Source organism: Micromonospora lupini (assembly GCF_026342015.1).
GTDB classification, from domain to species: Bacteria; Actinomycetota; Actinomycetes; order Mycobacteriales; family Micromonosporaceae; genus Micromonospora; species Micromonospora lupini_B.
On record NZ_JAPENL010000001.1, the window covers coordinates 1471187 to 1487937 of the forward strand.

The window sequence follows — 16751 nt, forward strand, 5'->3', positions numbered from 1 at the left end:
GCCCTCTGGTCGGGGCTGCGCGGGGCAAGCGTTGTTCAGCCCGGCAGCGCCGCTTTCACCACAAGCACGGCGACAGTGGGCGGGAGCGGAACACCGAGGACGAGTTCCTCCCCGCGGTCTTCGACCGGGCCGAGGACCACCGCAACCTCGTAGAGAGCGGGCCTGGCCCAGATCTCCGACCAGGTCAGAGACGGGCACAACATCTCGCGCGGACCGAGCTGCTGTTCGTGAGGTTTGCCGGGAGCGAGATCGAACCCATCGCCGATCGCGTCGACGCCCTGGCTGCTGGTGTCGCCCGGCCCGTTGACCATCGGCCCTCCGCCGACAATGACGCCGTCCTTCAAATAGAGCACCTGAAGCAGCGATGGCGGACTGGAGGTCACATGGACCGCCCTCGTGGCGGCGAACGCCACAGTTATTGCAGGCCCGGAGTCGCCATTCACGTTGGCTACCGAGGACACCTCTGCAGTGAGGATGCCTCCCGACGTTGAACCGGGATGGTCGTAGCGGTCGCCGCAGACGTACACCCCAGGCTCCTTTTCGGTTCCGGCGGTGGGCCCGGCGGCAGTCGACGGCCCCGGCGTGGCGCCCGTGCCGGTAATTGGATTTTCGCCGCCGACGATTCCGGCCGTTACGACGGTCACCAGCGATACCACCATGATCGACGCCACGCCGGTTCCGGCCGCCAGGAGATTGCGCCGTCGGCGGACACGTGCACGCAGGTGATCGGTGGCGAACGACGGCGGAGCGGCCCGATCTGCCAAGCTTGCCAGGCGCTCCCGCAAAAGACGATCATCGGACGGCACGGTCGTCCTCCCTGGTGTCGTCATCCAGCAGCCCGGCCAGGCGGCGTCTCCCGTCGTGCAGGTAGCGCTTCACCGAGCCGGCGGCGCAGCCGAGGTGCGCGGCGATTTCCGGAATGGATAGATCGACGTGGTAATAGAGGACGACACATGCCCGTTGTCGTGGGGTGAGCGCCAGGAGCGCCGTCCGTAGGTCGTGTCGGGCATCGACGGCACGTGAGTCGTCGTCGGTCCGGTCCGGTGCCACCGTGAACGGCATCACCCGCCGCCACACGCCGCGCCGGCGGACCCGGTCGAGGTAGAGGTTGAGGACGGCCTTGCGGACGTACTGCTCCGGGTTGTCGATCTCCTCGCGTCGCGGCCGGGTGAACGCCCGCACCAACGCGTCCTGCACCAGGTCTTCGGCGTCGCTGTCGTTGCCGCACAGCAGGTAGGCGTAGCGCTTCAGCGCCGCGCCTCTGGTGCTGACGAGGTCCGTCAGCACTCGCTCCCAACCGGCCACAACAGGGTCCCCTCGGCGTTGCCCTCAGTATCTTGGACGAACCGGAGGCCGCTCCGGTTGGGGCACCGAGTGGCTGTGCGCTCGGACAGCCCCTGAGAAGGACCGAGGGGTGGACGTTCCGATGGTTGACCTACGCGCCGGACTCCTGGCGACGACGCTCGTCGTCATCCTCGCCGGATGCTCCGACAGTGCCCCCGATGACGGGCCGCCAGACAGGACCGCCAGCGCGAGCCCGGCACCGGTACGGACCGACAGAGACCCGATCGCCGAACGGTTTCCACGCCTCGGCACCTTCATCGACGTCCACTGGCAGACGGCACCGGCCGGGGCCGGCAGCCGCGTCACCGTACCGGGCCCGACCGACACGCGCATCGAGGCACTTGTCGTGCTGCGACCCGACACCATTGCCACCACCATCAAGGAGTACGAGTGGCAGCCCGCTCCCCCCGGTTGGGACGCGTCGCTGAGCGCCGAGCTGCGTCCGTTCCTGCCCAGCGGCGGGACCTGGCAGGTGAGCGAGAAGTACGCCGAGGACGTGCGGACGGCACAGTACGGCGGCACCGTCTATCTCGACGCCGGCAGCGGCACGGTCTTCCTGCGGGTCATCGACAGTTGACGCAGTCGATGGTGACGCGCCACCCGTACGGGTAGGGTCCCGATCATGGCGATTCCCCACCTGACGGCAGCCGACGGCACCTCCCTGCCGGCGATCGGGCTCGGCACGTACCGGCTCAACGGCGCGGCGGGCGTCGACGCGATCGGTCAGGCGATCCGGGCGGGTTACCGGCTGATCGACTCGGCGGTGAACTACGAGAACGAGGGCACTGTCGGTCGGGCCGCCCGTGCGGCGGGCGGCGCACGCGACGAGTTGGTCGTCACGTCGAAGCTGCCGGGTCGGCACCACGCCTTCGACGAGGCGCTGACCACCATCGAGGAGAGTGTCTACCGGACCGGCCTGGACCGGATCGACCTCTACCTGATCCACTGGCCGAACCCCAAGGTCGACAAATACGTGCAGGCGTGGCGGGCGCTGGTCGAGGCGCGCGAGCGCGGGCTGGTCCGGCACATCGGGCTCTCCAACTTCCTGCCCGAGCACATCGACCGGCTGGTGGCCGAGACCGGGGTGGCCCCGGTGGTCAACCAGATCGAGGTGCACCCGTACTTCCCGCAGCAGGAGGCGATCGACTACCACCGGGAGCACGGGATCCTCGTACAGGGCTGGAGCCCGCTCGGGCACGGCAACGACCTCCAGCAGCACCCGACGATCGTGGAGATCGCGGCCGGCCACGGCATCAGCCCGGCGCAGGCCATCCTCGCCTGGCACGTGGCCCGCCAGGTCATCCCACTGCCCAAGGCCGCCTCCCCCCAGCGCCAGATCGAGAACCTGGACGTCTTCGACAGCAAGCTCACCGACGCGGAGATCGAGGCCATCACCGCTCTGGGCCGCGCGGACGGACGGCTCGCGGACCAGGACCCGGCGGTGTACGAGGAGTTCTGAGAGTCCCTGCCCGTGGACGGGGAATACTGGGCCGGTGGAGAGTGCCCGCCCGCGCCTGCTGCTGGTCGAGGACGACCTCGCGCTGACCGCCCTGCTCGGCGATCTGCTCGCCGAGGAGGGGTACGAGGTCGACGTGGCCGGTGACGGGCAGAGCGGCCTGCACCACGCCCTGTCCCGCGACTACTCCGTCCTGGTGGTCGACCGAGGGCTGCCCGCGCTGGACGGGCTGGGGCTGGTCACCCGGTTGCGGGCGCGGGGCGTGACCTGCCCGGTGCTGCTGCTCACCGCCCGGGGCGCGCTGAACGACCGGGTGGAGGGGCTCGACGCCGGCGCCGAGGACTACCTGGTCAAACCCTTCGACGTGGCCGAGTTGCTGGCCCGGTTGCGGGCACTGCGTCGTCGGCACCAGGACGCTGCGGGCCGGCTGCCGCTGGGGCGGCGGCGCTGGCTGGACGTGGGGAACCGGCGAGTGCTCGACGACGACGGGGAGATTCCGCTCTCCGCCCGCGAGTTCGCCGTGCTGCGCGCCCTCGCGGGCCGACCGACGAAAATCTTCACGCGGGCGGAACTGCTGACCACCGCCTTCGACCACGCCGATGCCCCGGGGACCGTCGACGCCTGCGTCCATCACCTGCGCCGCAAGCTCGGTCGAGGGGCCATCCGTACCGTGCACGGACTCGGCTACCGGATCGGCACGGGCTGACGGCGTGGACGAGACCCGGCTGGTCCGAGCCCGACGGCGCAGTGTGGCGCAGACCGCCGGGGCGATCGGCGCGGTGCTGCTACTTGTCGGCGCGTTGATGTTCGTCCTCACCAGCCGCCAGCAGTCCCGGACGCTGACACCGAGCTGGATCAGGTGCTCACGATGGCCGAGGACACCGACGACCCGCCACCCGGCGAGTTCCTTGCCCGCAGGGCAGCCGGATCGGAAGCCGTCGAGGTGACCGGGAGCGCGCCGCCGGAGCTGGTCCGGGTCCTCGGTGACGCGGTGGGACGGCAACCGGGGCGATTCGACACCGACGCGGGTGACGACCATCCGGTACGGGTGCTGGTCGCCCACCGGCCGGACGGGAGCCGGTGGGCGGTCGCCGCGGACCTCGCCCCGCTACGTCAACGCCAGGGGCAGCTCGGCATCGCGCTGCTCGTGGCCGAGTTGGCTGGCCTGGCCGGCGCACTGGTCGCCGCCACGTTGCTCGCCCGCCGGGCGGTCGCGCCCCTGGCCACCGCGCTGACCCTGCAACGCCGTTTCGTCGCGGACGCCTCGCACGAACTGCGCACCCCGCTCACCGTTCTGCACACCCGCGCACAGTTGTTGGCCCGCCGGTCCCGGACGCAGCCGGCGGCGCAGCTCACCGACCAGCTCGACCAACTCGTGGCGGACACCCGGTCCCTCGGTGACGTGGTCGACGACCTGCTGGTGTCCGCCGCCGCCGAACATCAGCCGCCACCGGCCACGGCCGTTGACCTGGCCGAGGTGGCCCGCGAGGTGGTCGCGACCATGGAGGCGTACGCCCAGGAGCGGAAGGTCGAGCTGCGCGTGGAGACCTTCGGGGAGGCGCCGGTACGCGGTGCGCGCACGTCGCTGCGCCGGGCGGTGACCGCCCTGGTCGACAACGCCATCGGGCATGTGGCCGCCGGCGGGCACGTCACCGTGACAGTGCGACGGAGTGCTGATCGGGTGGCCGTCGAGGTCGACGACGACGGTGTGGGCCTCGACCCGGCCGAGGCGGACGGGCTCTTCGACCGCTTCGCGCACGGCAGCGCCGGTACGGGCCGCCGGTTCGGGCTGGGCCTGGCGCTCGTGCAGCAGGTCGCACGCGCTCACCACGGGGCGATCGAGGTGACTGGCACCCCCGGCCAGGGCGCCACCTTCAACCTGCTGCTGCCGACCGGGTCGGGCGTGCAAGAACTTCGCAAGAAACCGGCAATATCGTGAGGCACAGTGCCATACCGAATGCCGAGGAGGCCCCGTGCCCGACACCGTCAACGGACTGCCACTGCACCCGCTCGTCGTGCACGCCGTGGTGGTCCTCCTGCCGTTGGCCGCGATCGGCGTCGCCGCGCTGGCCGTCCGACCGTCCTGGCGGGGCCGCTACGGTTGGCTTGTCGTGCTGATCGCCGCGCTGGCCACGGCCGCGATCCCGCTCGCCACCTCAAGTGGTGAGGGCCTGGAGCGACGGGTCGGCGACCCGGGTGAGCACGCCCAACTGGGTGACACCCTGCTCTGGTTCGCGCTGCCGCTGCTGGCGGCGGCCGTCGCGCTGGTCTGGCTTGATCGCCGGGGTGCCCGGCCGGACGGGGAGACGGCCGGCTCCCGCCGCGTGTCCGGGCCGGTCGCGGTGGTGATCGCGGTGCTGGCCGTGGTCGTAGCGGTCGCGAACCTGGTGCAGGTCTACCGCGTGGGCGATTCCGGGGCGAAGGCGGTCTGGGGCAACGTGCCGGCCGCCTCCGCCGGACACGGTGACGACGACTGACGCGCCGGGCCGACGGTCGTCAGGACGACGGGCACGACACGGAGCGTGACGGCCGCCGGGGCGAACGCCGGCGGCCGCCCCCACTGGGTGTCAGGGCATCCGTCAGACGAGTCCGCCGAGGGACGGGTCGCTGATGCTGTCCTTGCCGTTCTCGACGTGACCGGCGTAGCGGTACGCGAAGCCGGCGTCACCCGCGACGGTGAGAGTCAGGTCGTACCAGCCGTGGGTGCGGGTGAGCGCCCACGTCGCCCGCTCGGTCTCGCCGGGCCGCAGCGACAGCGTGACCGGCCGGGAGTGGTACCCGTCCCGGACAGTCACCTCGACCCGCTTCGCACCCCTGTTGCCCAGCGTGAGGACGACCTTGTGGGTGTGCTCGTCGTACGAGGCGGTGACGTCGACGTGCGACAGGCCGCCCGCGAAGCGGCGGTAGAAGCCGTTCGGCCCGTGCACCGACAGGTCGTGGGACGAACCGACAGTCCAGGTGTCCGAGAGGCGCTTGCCCGGCTCGACCGTGTAGCTGCGCGGGGCGTCCGCGCTGCCGGCCTGGCGGACCTGGAGTACGGCGGCAGCGCCGCCGGTGTTGCGGAAGTCGATCCGGAACGCGCCGTCGGCGACGTGGCCGTCGGCGTGCAGGGTGTACGGGATCGCCCGCGCCGGACGTACCCCGCGCTCCTGCCGAGGCAACCGCCCGTCGACCGGAGGCACCGGCACCTCGTCGGGGTGCCGGACGAGGTCGTCGGGCTTGAAGTCGTCGGTGTTCGGCAGCGTCACCTGGCGCGACCGGTTCGGGTGTCGGAAGTCGAAGGCCGTGGTCAGGTCGCCGACGACTGCGCGTCGCCACGGGGTGATGTTCTTCTCGATCAGGTCCGGCCGGCCGTGCCCGAACCGCGTCTCCAGGAACTTGATCAGCGAGGTGTGGTCGAAGACCTGGGAGTTGACGTAGCCGCCGCGCGTCCACGGCGACACGATGATCATCGGAACGCGGACGCCGAGGCCGTACGGCCCGGCCGGGTGGTCCGCGTCGCCGGGGAAGATCTCGTTGGTGATCGGCACTGTCGACTGCCCGTGCTCGCGCGTCTGCGGAGGCGTCGGCGGGACCACGTGGTCGAAGAAGCCGCCCTCCTCGTCGTACGTGATGAAGAGCGCCATCTTGCTCCACACCTCGGGGTGCGCGGCGAGGATGTCGATGACCTGCGAGATGTACCACGCGCCGAACGCCGGTCCCCAGTTCGGGTGCTCGGTGTACGCCTCGGGCGCGGTGATCCAGGAGACCTGCGGCAGGCGTCCCGCCTCGACGTCGGCCCGGAAGTCGGCGAGCAGCGCCTCCGGGTCGCGGCCCTGGGTGCGGATCTCGGTGCCGGTCTTGGCGCGATCCGCGAGCGGCGTTCCGGGCTGCGCGTTCTGGTACTTGTGGAAGTAGAGCAGCGAGTTGTCGCCGTAGTTGCCGATGTAGGGATCGTTGGTCCAGCCCCAGGAGCCGGCGGCGTTCAGGCCGGTGCCGACGTCCTGGTAGATCTTCCAGGAGATGCCGTTGCGCTCCAACCGCTCCGGGTACGTCGACCAGTCGTAACCGGCCTCCGCGTTGGTGATGACCGGGCCGCCGCCCCTGCCGTCGTTGCCGACCCAGCCGCTCCACATGTGGTAGCGGTTCGGGTCGGTCGGCCCCATCAGCGAGCAGTGGTAGCTGTCGCAGACGGTGAAGGCGTCGGCGAGCGCGTAGTGGTAGGGCAGATCCTGGCGGGTGTGGTACGTCATCGCGGTGACGCCCTTGTTGGGCACCCACCTGTCGAACCGGCCGTCGTTCCAGGCGGCGTGCCCGTCGTTCCAGCCGTGCGGCGGGTCGGGCAGGAAGGTCTGGCCGAGGTCCTCCACCTCGGGGCGGAAGGGCAGCAACTCGTCGGCGCCGTTGGGCTGGTGCCACACGTCCTTGCCGGACGGCAGCGTCGCCGGATGCGGGTCACCGAAGCCGCGTACGCCCCGCATGCTGCCGAAGTAGTGGTCGAATGACCGATTCTCCTGCATGAGGATGATCACGTGCTCGACGTCGTTGATCGAGCCGGTCCGATTGTTCGCCGGAATGGCGAGCGCCTTGCTGAGATCCAGCGGAAGCGCCGCGCCGATCGCGGGAACTCCCATTGCCTTGAGGAACGTACGGCGATCCACCGTGCCCATAGCTCACCCTTTGTGCGGTCTGGTCGAGAAACCAACGATCTGACGCTACCGAGGGCTGGTTGACGGCAGATGGCCATAATTCGGCCGGGCGGAAGCACCCCGACGTACCGTGAGGTCGTGCCGACGAGAGACGTACTCACCAAGGCTGACCTCGCCGAACTCCGCCGCTCGGCGCTCGGGACTGCCGACCCGCTCGGCGTCGCCGCCGACATCGCCGACGCGGCCGGGCAGGGCCGGCTGGAGGATCCGGACGACGCCGGGGACGCGTTGACCCTGGCCGCCGAGATCGCCCGGATCCGGGCCCGGCCCGATGCCGCGCTGCGGTACGCGGACCAGGCGCTGGCGGCGTACCCGTCCGCAGACGATCCCCGAGCCGGAGTCGCCCGCGCGCTGCGGGCCCGGGTGATGTTCCAGGCCGGCGACCGCGACGACGAGGCGATGGCGGAGCTGACCGCGCTGCGCCCGTTGCTGCTCACGCAACCCGACGCGCCCGCCTACGTCAGCGCGGCGCTGGACGCCGCCGGCCGCTCGGCGATCGCCGAGCGATGGCTCAGCGAGGCGGTCGACACCCTGCTCGGCGAGCGCGCGACCGCCGCCGGGCCGGCGTCGGCCGACCCGGAGGTCGGTCCGCCGGACGCGCCAGGTGTGCTCTTCCTCCTCCTGCAACAGCGCCACCGGGTACGCCGGGACCTCAACCTGCCGCACGATCGGCAGGACGATCTGGCCGACCGCCTGGAGAACCAACTCGTCCGCCGGGCCGCCGAGCGTCAGGGAAGCGAAACGGATCTGCTGCTCTGGCCCCGGCCCGAGTTCGACCGTCTGCTCGCCGAACACCCCGAGCTGACCGACGTGTACGGGCCGGACTGGGACGCGCACCGGGCCCGGCTGGAGAAGGAGCTGGTCCGGCTGACGGGCGCCGGCCGGAGCGGGCTGGGCGTGTTCCGTGCGAGCGTGGCGGGACTGGACGCGTTCGCCGACCGACGCGACGGTGACCCGGCCGACGCGGCGGTCCGGGCCGGCTACGCGGCCGAGGTGTCGGCGCGACCCAGCGCGCGGGTTCCCTGGCCACCGGAGCGCAACGACCCGTGCTGGTGCGGCTCCGGCCTGAAGTACAAGAAGGACTGCCTACCGCGCTCGCGCAGTTGAGGTGATCTCGGGGGCTGACATGTCCCTGCTCGACCGATAACGTCCCTCCCGGGCGATCGACGTCCACCCCGACCGGAGGAGACGCCGATGTTCGAGGAGTTCATGGGCATCCCCGCCCACCCACTCGTGCTGCACGCCGCTGTCGTGTTCGTGCCGCTGCTGGCTCTCCTGACGATCGGTTACGCGCTCGTCCCGCTGGTCCGACCGCACACACGCTGGGTGCTGGGCCTGCTCGCCGTGGGCGCACCGATCTGCGCGCTGCTGGCGAAGTTCTCCGGTGACGCCTTCTTCGAGCGCTTGCGCTCGGCCAACCGGGTCACGCCCGAGTTCCTCCCGAAGCTGGAGGCGCACCAGCACTTCGGTGACCTCACCCTCTATGCGGCGATCGGGCTGGCGGTCGTGGCGCTGGCCCTGGTCTGGTTCGTCCCGCCCCGAACCGCCGAGGGTGTCCGCCCCGGTCGGACGCTGACCGTGGCGTTGCAGGTGTTGTCGCTGCTGGCCGCCGGTACTGCCGTCTACTACGTGGTCCGCACCGGCGACTCCGGCGCGAAGGCGGTCTGGGAGGGCCAGTAACGCACGCGGGTGCGGCCCGGCCGGAGCCTGGCCGCACCCGCGCTTCGACTCTCAGCCGGCGTGGTACGCCCGGATGATGGTCTGGTCGATGCCGCTGCCACCGTTGGCGGCGGCCTTCACGCGCAGCGAGACGGCCTGCCCGGATGCGGCCTTCGGCAGCTCGAACCGGTACCCGTCGCCGCTGCCGGTGACCCGGGCGGCCTTCCAGGTGGCCCCGTCGTCGGTCGAGGTCCAGACCTGCATCGACGTCACCTTCTGCGCCCTCACGCCGTGCGCCTGCCGGACGGCCAGTTCCGCGGTCCCGCCGACGGTGTGGTTGTCGTGGTCCATCGGCAGCGCGTAGTCGACCGCGAGCAGCGGCAACGGCACGCTCCCGGTCCCGTCCGGCCCGGCCGACCGGAACGTCCACGACGTGGTGACCTTCGTGGAGATCGGCAGGATGAGGCTGGTGTCGACGTCGAGGGTCAACCGGTAGTCGGCCATCGACTGCGCGACGGTGAAGTCGGCGGCGGGTCCGTCGCGTTCCTCGACCAGCGTGCCGTTGCGGTACAGCGACAGCGTGCGCTTCACGCCGATCGCCTCGCCCTGTAGGCAGTCGGCGCGCTGGTGCTGGTCGGTGAGCGACACCATGTCGACGTGCAGGTTGCCCCGGGTGCGGGCCGGTGCGGTGGCGCAGCTCCAGTTCGCACCGGTCGGGTCGTCGTACCAGTCGGAGTGCAGCGGCTGGCGCGCCCAGACCGTGGACTGCCGGCTGCCCGGCAGGTACTGGCGCGGCGCCTCCATGGCCGGCAGTCCGCCGTAGACGCCCTCGTCGGCCCAGACGATCTCCGGGGAGAGGTAGGACGTCCGGTTCGGCGGCATGGGGCCCTCGTAGGTCTGGGTCACCGGCACCCCGTCGGGGGTCGAGCCCAGGCGGACCAGTTGGGTGGACATCTCCGGTGAGTCGGTCTGGTGGAACCGCTCGTCGAGGCGGGCCAGCCGGGCCTGCTCCGCCCTGGTCACCCGGAACGACGGGTCGGCAGGCACGCCGTCGGCGTACTCGTGCACGAGGTTGTAGCGGTAGGGCTTGGCGGTGCCGGCCGGTGAGTCCATGTTGACTGCCGCCCAGGTGCGCCGCGATCCGATGGTCGGCTTCGGGATCGCCGTGCTGCGGACCGCCGTCGGCACCCCGAACCCGCTGATCTGGTGCCACCACGACAGGCCGTTCACCGCGGTCTGGAAGGTGGTGACGTCGACCCGGGTGGGCTTGGTGGGGACCCCGTCGACGGTGGCCGTGACCGGCCGGGCCTGCGCCGGGTCGAGGGTCACGGTCCGGGCGCCGCGCACGTCCAGGTCGCCCGCCGCGGTGAGGGTCGTCTCCTGCACGTCGCTGTCGACGTAGTAGGCGATCGAAGCGCCGAGCACCGAGTACCGGCCGGCCGGAACCCGCAGGGTGAAAGTGTCTCCGGGTGTGCCGCCGGCCCCGCCGTAGTACAGCAGTGGGTCGGTCAGGTTGGTGACCATGAGGTTGATCCAGGTCTCCGCGCCGTCCCGCAGGCCGGGCATCGGCTTCGTGTGGATCGTCACGTCGTAACTCGGCTGCTCCACGAAGAAGCTCACCGGGGTGGACGCGACCACCGTGTGCCCGGTGCGGGCGGTGACGGTGGCCAGGTAGAGACCCGGCCGGTTGGCCAGCGCCGCGCGGTTGATCCGCAGCGTCGCGCCCGCCGTCGCTCCCCGCTTGAGGGTCACCCGGGTCGTCGACAGCGACGCCGCACCGCGCGGCACGGGCTGGCCGTCGTGGTTGACGATCGACACGTCGAGGTCGAGGACCGTCGTGGCCGGGGTGGACCCGCCGGTCCAGCTCAGTTTCGTCTCGCTGGTGCCGGACTGCGGGTACGCGAACGTGCCGAGGTTGACCACCGGCTGGCCGCTGGTGGGGCCGCCGAGGGCACGGGCCGCGTTGAGGCGGCCGGCCCCGACGGCGTACGGGTCGATGCCGGTCAGCGGGTCGGACGCGCCGACGAGGGCCGCCTTGATCTTCTCACCGGTCCAGTCGGGGTGCCGCTGGACGAGCAGCGCGGCGGCGCCCGCCACGTGCGGGGTCGCCATCGACGTGCCGCTGAGGGACTCGTAGTACCTGTCGATCGGGTCCTGGAGGTTGGTGCCGGCGGCACGGGCGGCGACGATGTCGACACCCGGGGCGACCAGCTCGGGCTTGGCGGCGTGGCTGTTCACCAGCGGTCCGCGGCTGGAGAAGTCGGCGAGTTTGTCGTCGCGGTCGACGGCGCCGACGGTGAGCGCGCTGGCGGCCGAGCCGGGTGAGGAGATCTGCGCGCCGCTGTTGCCCGCAGCGATGACGAAGAGGACACCGGTCTGCTTGCTGAGACCGTCCACGGCCAGCGAGAGCGGGTCGCTGCCGTCGTCGGCCTCGCTGCCGCCGAGGCTCATGTTGATGACGTCGGCGCGGGCCGCGGCCCACTCCATGCCGGCGATGATGCCGGAGTCGGCGCCGGAGCCGTGGTCGTCGAGGACCTTGCCGATCACCAGCTTGGCGTCGGGCGCCACGCCGCGACGCTGGCCGTGGGCGGCGGCCCCGGTTCCGGCGATCGTCGACGCGACGTGCGTACCGTGGCCGTTGTGGTCGACGGCGTCACCGCCCTCGGCGGTGAAGTCGGCCCGCTCGACGACCCGGCCGGCCAGGTCGGGGTGGGTGAAGTCGGCGCCGGTGTCGAGCACCGCGACCCGCACGCCCGTGCCTGTGTAGCCGGCCTTCCACGCCTCCGGCGCGGCGATCTGGCCCAGGTTGCGGTCCAGTTTTCCGCGCTCGTCGGCGCCGGTCAGGGCGGTGGCGTGGACCTTGCGGTCGAGCCAGACCTTCTTCGCGCCGGCGAGCAGCGAGTTGGTCGCGAGCTTCGCGCTGGCCGGGCTCTTCTTGGGTACGTGGCCGGCCACCGCGCCGATGCTGGGCAGGGACCGCACGTCGCCGAGCGCGGCCACCCGGGCCGACGCGGTGGCGGGCTGCACGATGACCGGCAGGTTGGCGGTGGTCTCGTCGTCGTACCCGTCGGCGATCAGCGCGGTGACGTCGAAGAGGTCGGGGTCGAGGGTCGAGCCGATCTGGGACTCGACGCGGGCGGGCAGGACGTGCAGGTGGCCGTCCGGGCCGCAGGTCTGGCGGATGACTGTGTTCGCGTCGACGGGCCGTACCGTGGCCTGCGGGCATCCCGACCCGGTGCTCCGGACCGTCACCACGTCCCCGGTGAGCAGGGTGACGGTGTGGGTCGTGGGGCTGGCGGAGGTGCCGGGTGTGCCCGGCAGGGCTCCTCCGCTGGGACCGGCTGTGGCAGTGCCGCCGGGCACGGCGGTGAGCGCCGTGGCCGTGACGGCGACGGCCAGCAGCCAGCGCGTTTTCCTGAGCATCTAGTTTCCTGTCTCATGTGGACAAATGCGCCTCTTGGGCGACTTTTGCAAGATCATAGGTCCGCGTACGGGATCTTCAAGGGTTCGCGAGGGAGCAATTTCTGCCCGGCCCGCGCGGGATTTCCGCCGCGTGTCGCCGCCGGTCCCGGTTCGATGTCGGTTCGATTACCGCCGCCCGCGCCCGGTCTTCCAATGTGAACGAAAGCCGCATGCCCGTCCGAAGGGATCGACGCGTCCGCCCACCCGGCCCAAGGTTTTGTGTCAAAGCCTCGGTCGAGCCGAGGCTTTGACACAGGCCCTAGCATGGCGACGAATGGATCTTCGTGATTGGCCCGTGCCGAGACCCGGCAACCAGCCCGACCGAAGGGAGACGCGCGTGCGTCGACCCCGCCATCTGGCACTTCTCAGCGTCGGCGTGTCCGGCGCCCTGGTGCTGAGCGCCGCCCCGACCGCGGCGGCCGCCCCGCCCACGCCTCCCGCGCCCACCGGCATCGTGGTGGCCGACGGCATGACCCAGCCGGTGTTCTCGCTCGCGGACGCGATCGAGGAGCGGGTGTTCGTCCAGACCCCGGTGGACACCGACCACGACGGCCGTCCCGACCGGGTGGCGATCGACATCTCCCGACCCCGGGAGACCGCCACCCAGGGCTTCAAGGTGCCTGTCATCTTCGAGCACAGCCCGTACCGCAAGGACACCTGGGGTGACGTGCCGTACCCGAGCGTGCTCGTCGACGACCTGCCGCAGAACGGCCGGACGGACCGCGACGGGCGTCGCGCGCTCGACGCCGGCACGCAGCGGGCGCAGGCGAAGGCGAACCTGCCCGGCTCGCTCGACGACTACTACGTGCCGCGCGGGTACGCGGTGGTGCTCGGCCAGAGCGTCGGCACCGGCGACTCGGACGGCTGCCCGACCAGCGGCGACCAGGCCGAGACGCTCGGCACCAAGGCCGTCATCGACTGGCTCAACGGCCGGGCCAGGGGGTACGACGCCAGCGGCGCCCCGGTCACCGCCGGTTGGACCACCGGCGCGGTGGGCATGACAGGCGTCTCCTACAACGGGACGCTGCCCAACCAGGTGGCCACCACCGGGGTCAAGGGGCTGAAAACCATCGTGCCGGTCTCGGCGATCAGCAGTTGGTACGACTACTACCGGGCCAACGGCCTGGTGGTGGCGCCCGGGACGTTCCAGGGCGAGGACCTCGACATCCTGGCCCAGTACACGGCCGGACAGGAGCGGGCCGAGGGGCCCTGCGCCGACGAGCTCGCGACGATCACCGCGAAGCAGGACCGAGCCACCGGCGACTACTCGAAATTCTGGCAGGACCGCGACTACCTCGACGCCCGCGACGTCAGGGCGAGCGTCTTCGTCGTGCACGGCCTCAACGACTGGAACGTGAAGACCGAGCACTTCGCCGGCTGGTGGGACGAGCTGGCGAAGCGCGACGTGCCGCGCAAGATCTGGCTGCACCAGGGCGGGCACGGCGGCCCGGGCAGCAGCGCATCGGTGACCCTGCCCAGCGGCCAGACGTGGACCTACAAGCAGACCGAGAACCGCTGGTTCGACTTCTGGCTGTGGAACGTGCGCAACGGCATCATGGACGAGCCGACCGCGGTGCTCCAGCGCGAGGACCGGGCCTACACCACGTACGCCAACTGGCCCGACCCGGCCGCCCGCGAGGTCGGGCTTCGCTTCGCCGCCACCGACGCCAGCGCCCCGGGCACGCTGACCACGGGCAAGCCGCCGAAGGCCCGCGTCGAGCAGAGCTTCGTCGACGAGGGGCGGACCATCCACCCGGACACCCTGGTCGCCGATCCGGACACGGCCAGCGCCAACCGCCTCGCCTACCGCTCCCCCGCGCTGACCCAGAGCGTACGCATCTCCGGCCGCCCGGAGATGCGGGTGCGGATGGCGATCGACAACAAGCCGGACGCGAACCTCACCGCGTACCTGGTGGACTACGGGGCGGCCGGGTCGACCGACGCGCCCACAGTCGTGACGCGCGGCTGGATGGACCCGCAGAACCGTAAGAGCGCCGTGCGCACCGAGCCGGTCAAGCAGGGCAAGCTGTACGACTACCGGTGGACCATGGAGCCGAAGGACTACATCTTCCCGGCGGGGCACCGGATCGGCGTGGTCGTCTTCTCCACCGACCAGGAGTACACGTTGTTGCCGTTGGGCGGCACCGAGCTGCGGGTCGCCCCGAACGACAGCGAGCTACGGCTGCCGGTGGTCGGCGGGCGGGCCGTCCTCGGTTTCTGATCTCAGCGCGGCACAGGTGGGGCGGTCCGGCTCGTCGGGCCGCCCCACCCGCGTCATGTGCACCAACTGCCGCATGTATTGACAACTGTCGACTTGAGGGTGACGCTGGGGTGGTGAGAGCGCTCTCTCGCCTCGGGCCGACAGGCCCACCGCCACATCCGGCCAGGCCAGACCCCGACGTCTTCGGCGGCGGCGTCGGAGCTGCCCCTGGCCCGTCCCGACAGGAGTCACGCGATGGACAGGGCCGCACCCCTCTCCCACCTCCCCCGCCGGCTACGCCTCGCCACGGCGATCGGCGCCCTGCTGGCGCTCCTCGGCACCTACCTGGTCTCCACCACCGACCGGGCCGACGCCGCCCCGGTCGCCAATGTCATCCGGGTCGCCGAGTTCCCCGCCGACTGCACGTACAGCCACCGGCTCCCCGACGACCCGATCGTCTTTCCCGGGCTGCCCGGGGCCTCACACATGCACAGCTTCTTCGGCAGCACGGTGACGAACGGCAACACCACGCTCCCCGACCTGGTGAAATCCACAAGCACCTGCAACCCGGCGGTGGACGTCTCGTCGTACTGGGTGCCGACCCTCTACCGGGACAACGTCGCTGTGGAGCCGGCCATCGCCACGTTCTACTACCTCGGTGAGGGTGTCCGCGCCGACGTCGTCGCCAACACCCAACCGATCCCGCAGGGCCTGCGACTCGTCGCGGGCAACGCGAAGGCCACCGGGGCGAACGACAGCATCGCCCGCTGGTCCTGCCTGCACGCCGGGCAGGTGCCACCGTCGAAGGACTTCGTCAACTGCCCGGCCGGCACGATGCTGGAGTCGTACCTGGACTTCCCGCAGTGCTGGAACGGTCGGGACCTGGACTCCGCGGACCACAAGAGCCACCTCGCGTACCCGGTGAACCAGGCCTGCCCCAGCACCCACCCGGTGCACGTGCCGAAGCTCCGGCAGGTGCTGCGCTACCCGGTCAACGGTGACCCGTCGCACTTCCGGCTCGCCTCCGGGCCGGGCTACACCATGCACGGCGACTTCTTCAACGCCTGGCCGACCGCGGAGATGGCCCGCCGCGTCCAGGACTGCATCCGCCCGGTCATCAAGTGCGGGCACGACGGCCGACCCATCTGAGCCGACACCGTCGCACCCGAGGCGGCGGGCCCGGTCACGCCGGGCCCGCCCGCCGCGGGACGGGAAGGAGGCCGCGTGCGCGCCCACGTCGCGCTGCTCACGGTGACGGTGCTCATCGCCGGCTGCGCGGGTGGGTCACCCGGCACCGCGGACAGCGCCGCGCCACCGACGGTCGTGCCACAGTCGGCCGCGCCACAGTCGGCCGCGCCGGCCGCGTCCACAGCGTCGAACGTCTCATCGCCAGGCGCCTTCAGCCCCACCGACATCGCCTGGCTGCAACTGACGGCGGCGATGACCCAGCGACTGCTGCCGGTGCTGGACCTGGTGCCGACCCGGACCACCGACCCCACCTGGCGACGGCTGGCCGCCCAGGTGCGGGCCAGCAACAGTGCCGACCTGACCCGGTCCCGCGAGCTGCTGGGCGAGGCCGGAGCGCCGACGACCAACCCGCACGAGGGCCACGACATGCCGGGCATGGTCACGGCCGACGAGCTGGCCGCGCTGCGGTCGGCCACCGGGAACACGTTCCACCGCCTGCTCGCCGCGCACCTGCGCGCGTACCTCACGCAGACGGTCCGAGTCGCCACCGCGGAACAAAAAGCCGGCACCAACCCCACCACCAAAACCCTGGCCACCACCCTGATCCACACCAACCAGACCCACCTGAACAACCTCCCCAACCCCAACCCCAACCCCCGCCCGCCTCGGTGATCAAGAGGTTGGCGTCACGACACGCCGGTAGGGATGACGCAAACCTCTTGATCAACGGCGAGGGGGTGGGCGTGCGGGCGGG

Annotated in this window: 14 protein-coding genes; 10 read left to right on the top strand and 4 right to left on the bottom strand. The window is 71.4% G+C overall.

What is annotated here, in order from left to right:
* Window positions 1–35 precede the first annotated feature (35 nt).
* Both OOJ91_RS06750 and OOJ91_RS06755 read right to left on the bottom strand, forming a co-directional pair.
* Entirely contained in the window at window positions 36–806 is a 771-nt protein-coding gene (locus OOJ91_RS06750) for a hypothetical protein (RefSeq protein ID WP_266243656.1), read from the bottom strand.
* Window positions 793–1305: a sigma-70 family RNA polymerase sigma factor gene (locus OOJ91_RS06755; RefSeq protein ID WP_266243658.1), complete on the bottom strand. Its 513-nt coding sequence runs from the start codon at window positions 1303–1305 to the stop codon at window positions 793–795. Before OOJ91_RS06755 ends, OOJ91_RS06750 begins: the two co-directional genes overlap by 14 nt.
* A gap of 121 nt (window positions 1306–1426) precedes the next feature.
* On the opposite strand from OOJ91_RS06755, the gene OOJ91_RS06760 reads away from it, so the two are divergent.
* The 5 genes from OOJ91_RS06760 to OOJ91_RS06780 all read left to right on the top strand — a co-directional run bounded on the left by OOJ91_RS06760 (window position 1427) and on the right by OOJ91_RS06780 (window position 5277).
* Window positions 1427–1921, top strand: coding sequence for a hypothetical protein (locus tag OOJ91_RS06760; RefSeq protein WP_266243660.1), 495 nt, complete (start codon window positions 1427–1429; stop codon window positions 1919–1921).
* A 45-nt stretch (window positions 1922–1966) separates the two neighbouring features.
* A complete protein-coding gene (locus OOJ91_RS06765) occupies window positions 1967–2803 on the top strand; it encodes an aldo/keto reductase (protein ID WP_266243663.1) in 837 nt (278 codons plus the stop codon).
* Between the two features lie 34 nt (window positions 2804–2837).
* The gene (locus OOJ91_RS06770; protein WP_266243665.1) at window positions 2838–3506 is read left to right on the top strand and encodes a response regulator transcription factor; all 669 of its coding nucleotides are present in this window, start codon (window positions 2838–2840) and stop codon (window positions 3504–3506) included.
* A 162-nt stretch (window positions 3507–3668) separates the two neighbouring features.
* On the top strand, window positions 3669–4739 hold the full coding sequence (locus OOJ91_RS06775) for a sensor histidine kinase (protein WP_266243667.1): 1071 nt from the start codon (window positions 3669–3671) through the stop codon (window positions 4737–4739).
* A gap of 34 nt (window positions 4740–4773) precedes the next feature.
* On the top strand, window positions 4774–5277 hold the full coding sequence (locus tag OOJ91_RS06780) for a DUF2231 domain-containing protein (protein WP_266243670.1): 504 nt from the start codon (window positions 4774–4776) through the stop codon (window positions 5275–5277).
* 102 nt (window positions 5278–5379) lie between these two features.
* On the opposite strand, the gene OOJ91_RS06785 is transcribed toward OOJ91_RS06780, so the two are convergent.
* A complete protein-coding gene (locus tag OOJ91_RS06785) occupies window positions 5380–7449 on the bottom strand; it encodes a phosphocholine-specific phospholipase C (protein WP_266243673.1) in 2070 nt (689 codons plus the stop codon).
* A gap of 117 nt (window positions 7450–7566) precedes the next feature.
* On the opposite strand from OOJ91_RS06785, the gene OOJ91_RS06790 reads away from it, so the two are divergent.
* Together OOJ91_RS06790 and OOJ91_RS06795 are read left to right on the top strand one after the other, a co-directional pair.
* Window positions 7567–8595, top strand: a complete 1029-nt coding sequence (locus tag OOJ91_RS06790; protein ID WP_266243676.1) for an SEC-C metal-binding domain-containing protein — start codon at window positions 7567–7569, stop codon at window positions 8593–8595.
* An 87-nt stretch (window positions 8596–8682) separates the two neighbouring features.
* Entirely contained in the window at window positions 8683–9168 is a 486-nt protein-coding gene (locus tag OOJ91_RS06795) for a DUF2231 domain-containing protein (protein ID WP_266243678.1), read from the top strand.
* Between the two features lie 51 nt (window positions 9169–9219).
* On the opposite strand, the gene OOJ91_RS06800 is transcribed toward OOJ91_RS06795, so the two are convergent.
* On the bottom strand, window positions 9220–12570 hold the full coding sequence (locus OOJ91_RS06800) for a S8 family peptidase (RefSeq protein ID WP_266243681.1): 3351 nt from the start codon (window positions 12568–12570) through the stop codon (window positions 9220–9222).
* Between the two features lie 376 nt (window positions 12571–12946).
* On the opposite strand from OOJ91_RS06800, the gene OOJ91_RS06805 reads away from it, so the two are divergent.
* The 3 genes from OOJ91_RS06805 to OOJ91_RS06815 all read left to right on the top strand — a co-directional run bounded on the left by OOJ91_RS06805 (window position 12947) and on the right by OOJ91_RS06815 (window position 16669).
* Window positions 12947–14830 (top strand): Xaa-Pro dipeptidyl-peptidase, encoded by a 1884-nt coding sequence (locus OOJ91_RS06805; RefSeq protein WP_266243684.1) that lies wholly within the window; start codon window positions 12947–12949, stop codon window positions 14828–14830.
* Between the two features lie 234 nt (window positions 14831–15064).
* Window positions 15065–15958 (top strand): DUF1996 domain-containing protein, encoded by an 894-nt coding sequence (locus tag OOJ91_RS06810; RefSeq protein WP_266243686.1) that lies wholly within the window; start codon window positions 15065–15067, stop codon window positions 15956–15958.
* A 75-nt stretch (window positions 15959–16033) separates the two neighbouring features.
* The gene (locus OOJ91_RS06815) at window positions 16034–16669 is read left to right on the top strand and encodes a DUF305 domain-containing protein (protein ID WP_266243688.1); all 636 of its coding nucleotides are present in this window, start codon (window positions 16034–16036) and stop codon (window positions 16667–16669) included.
* Window positions 16670–16751: the final 82 nt, after the last annotated feature.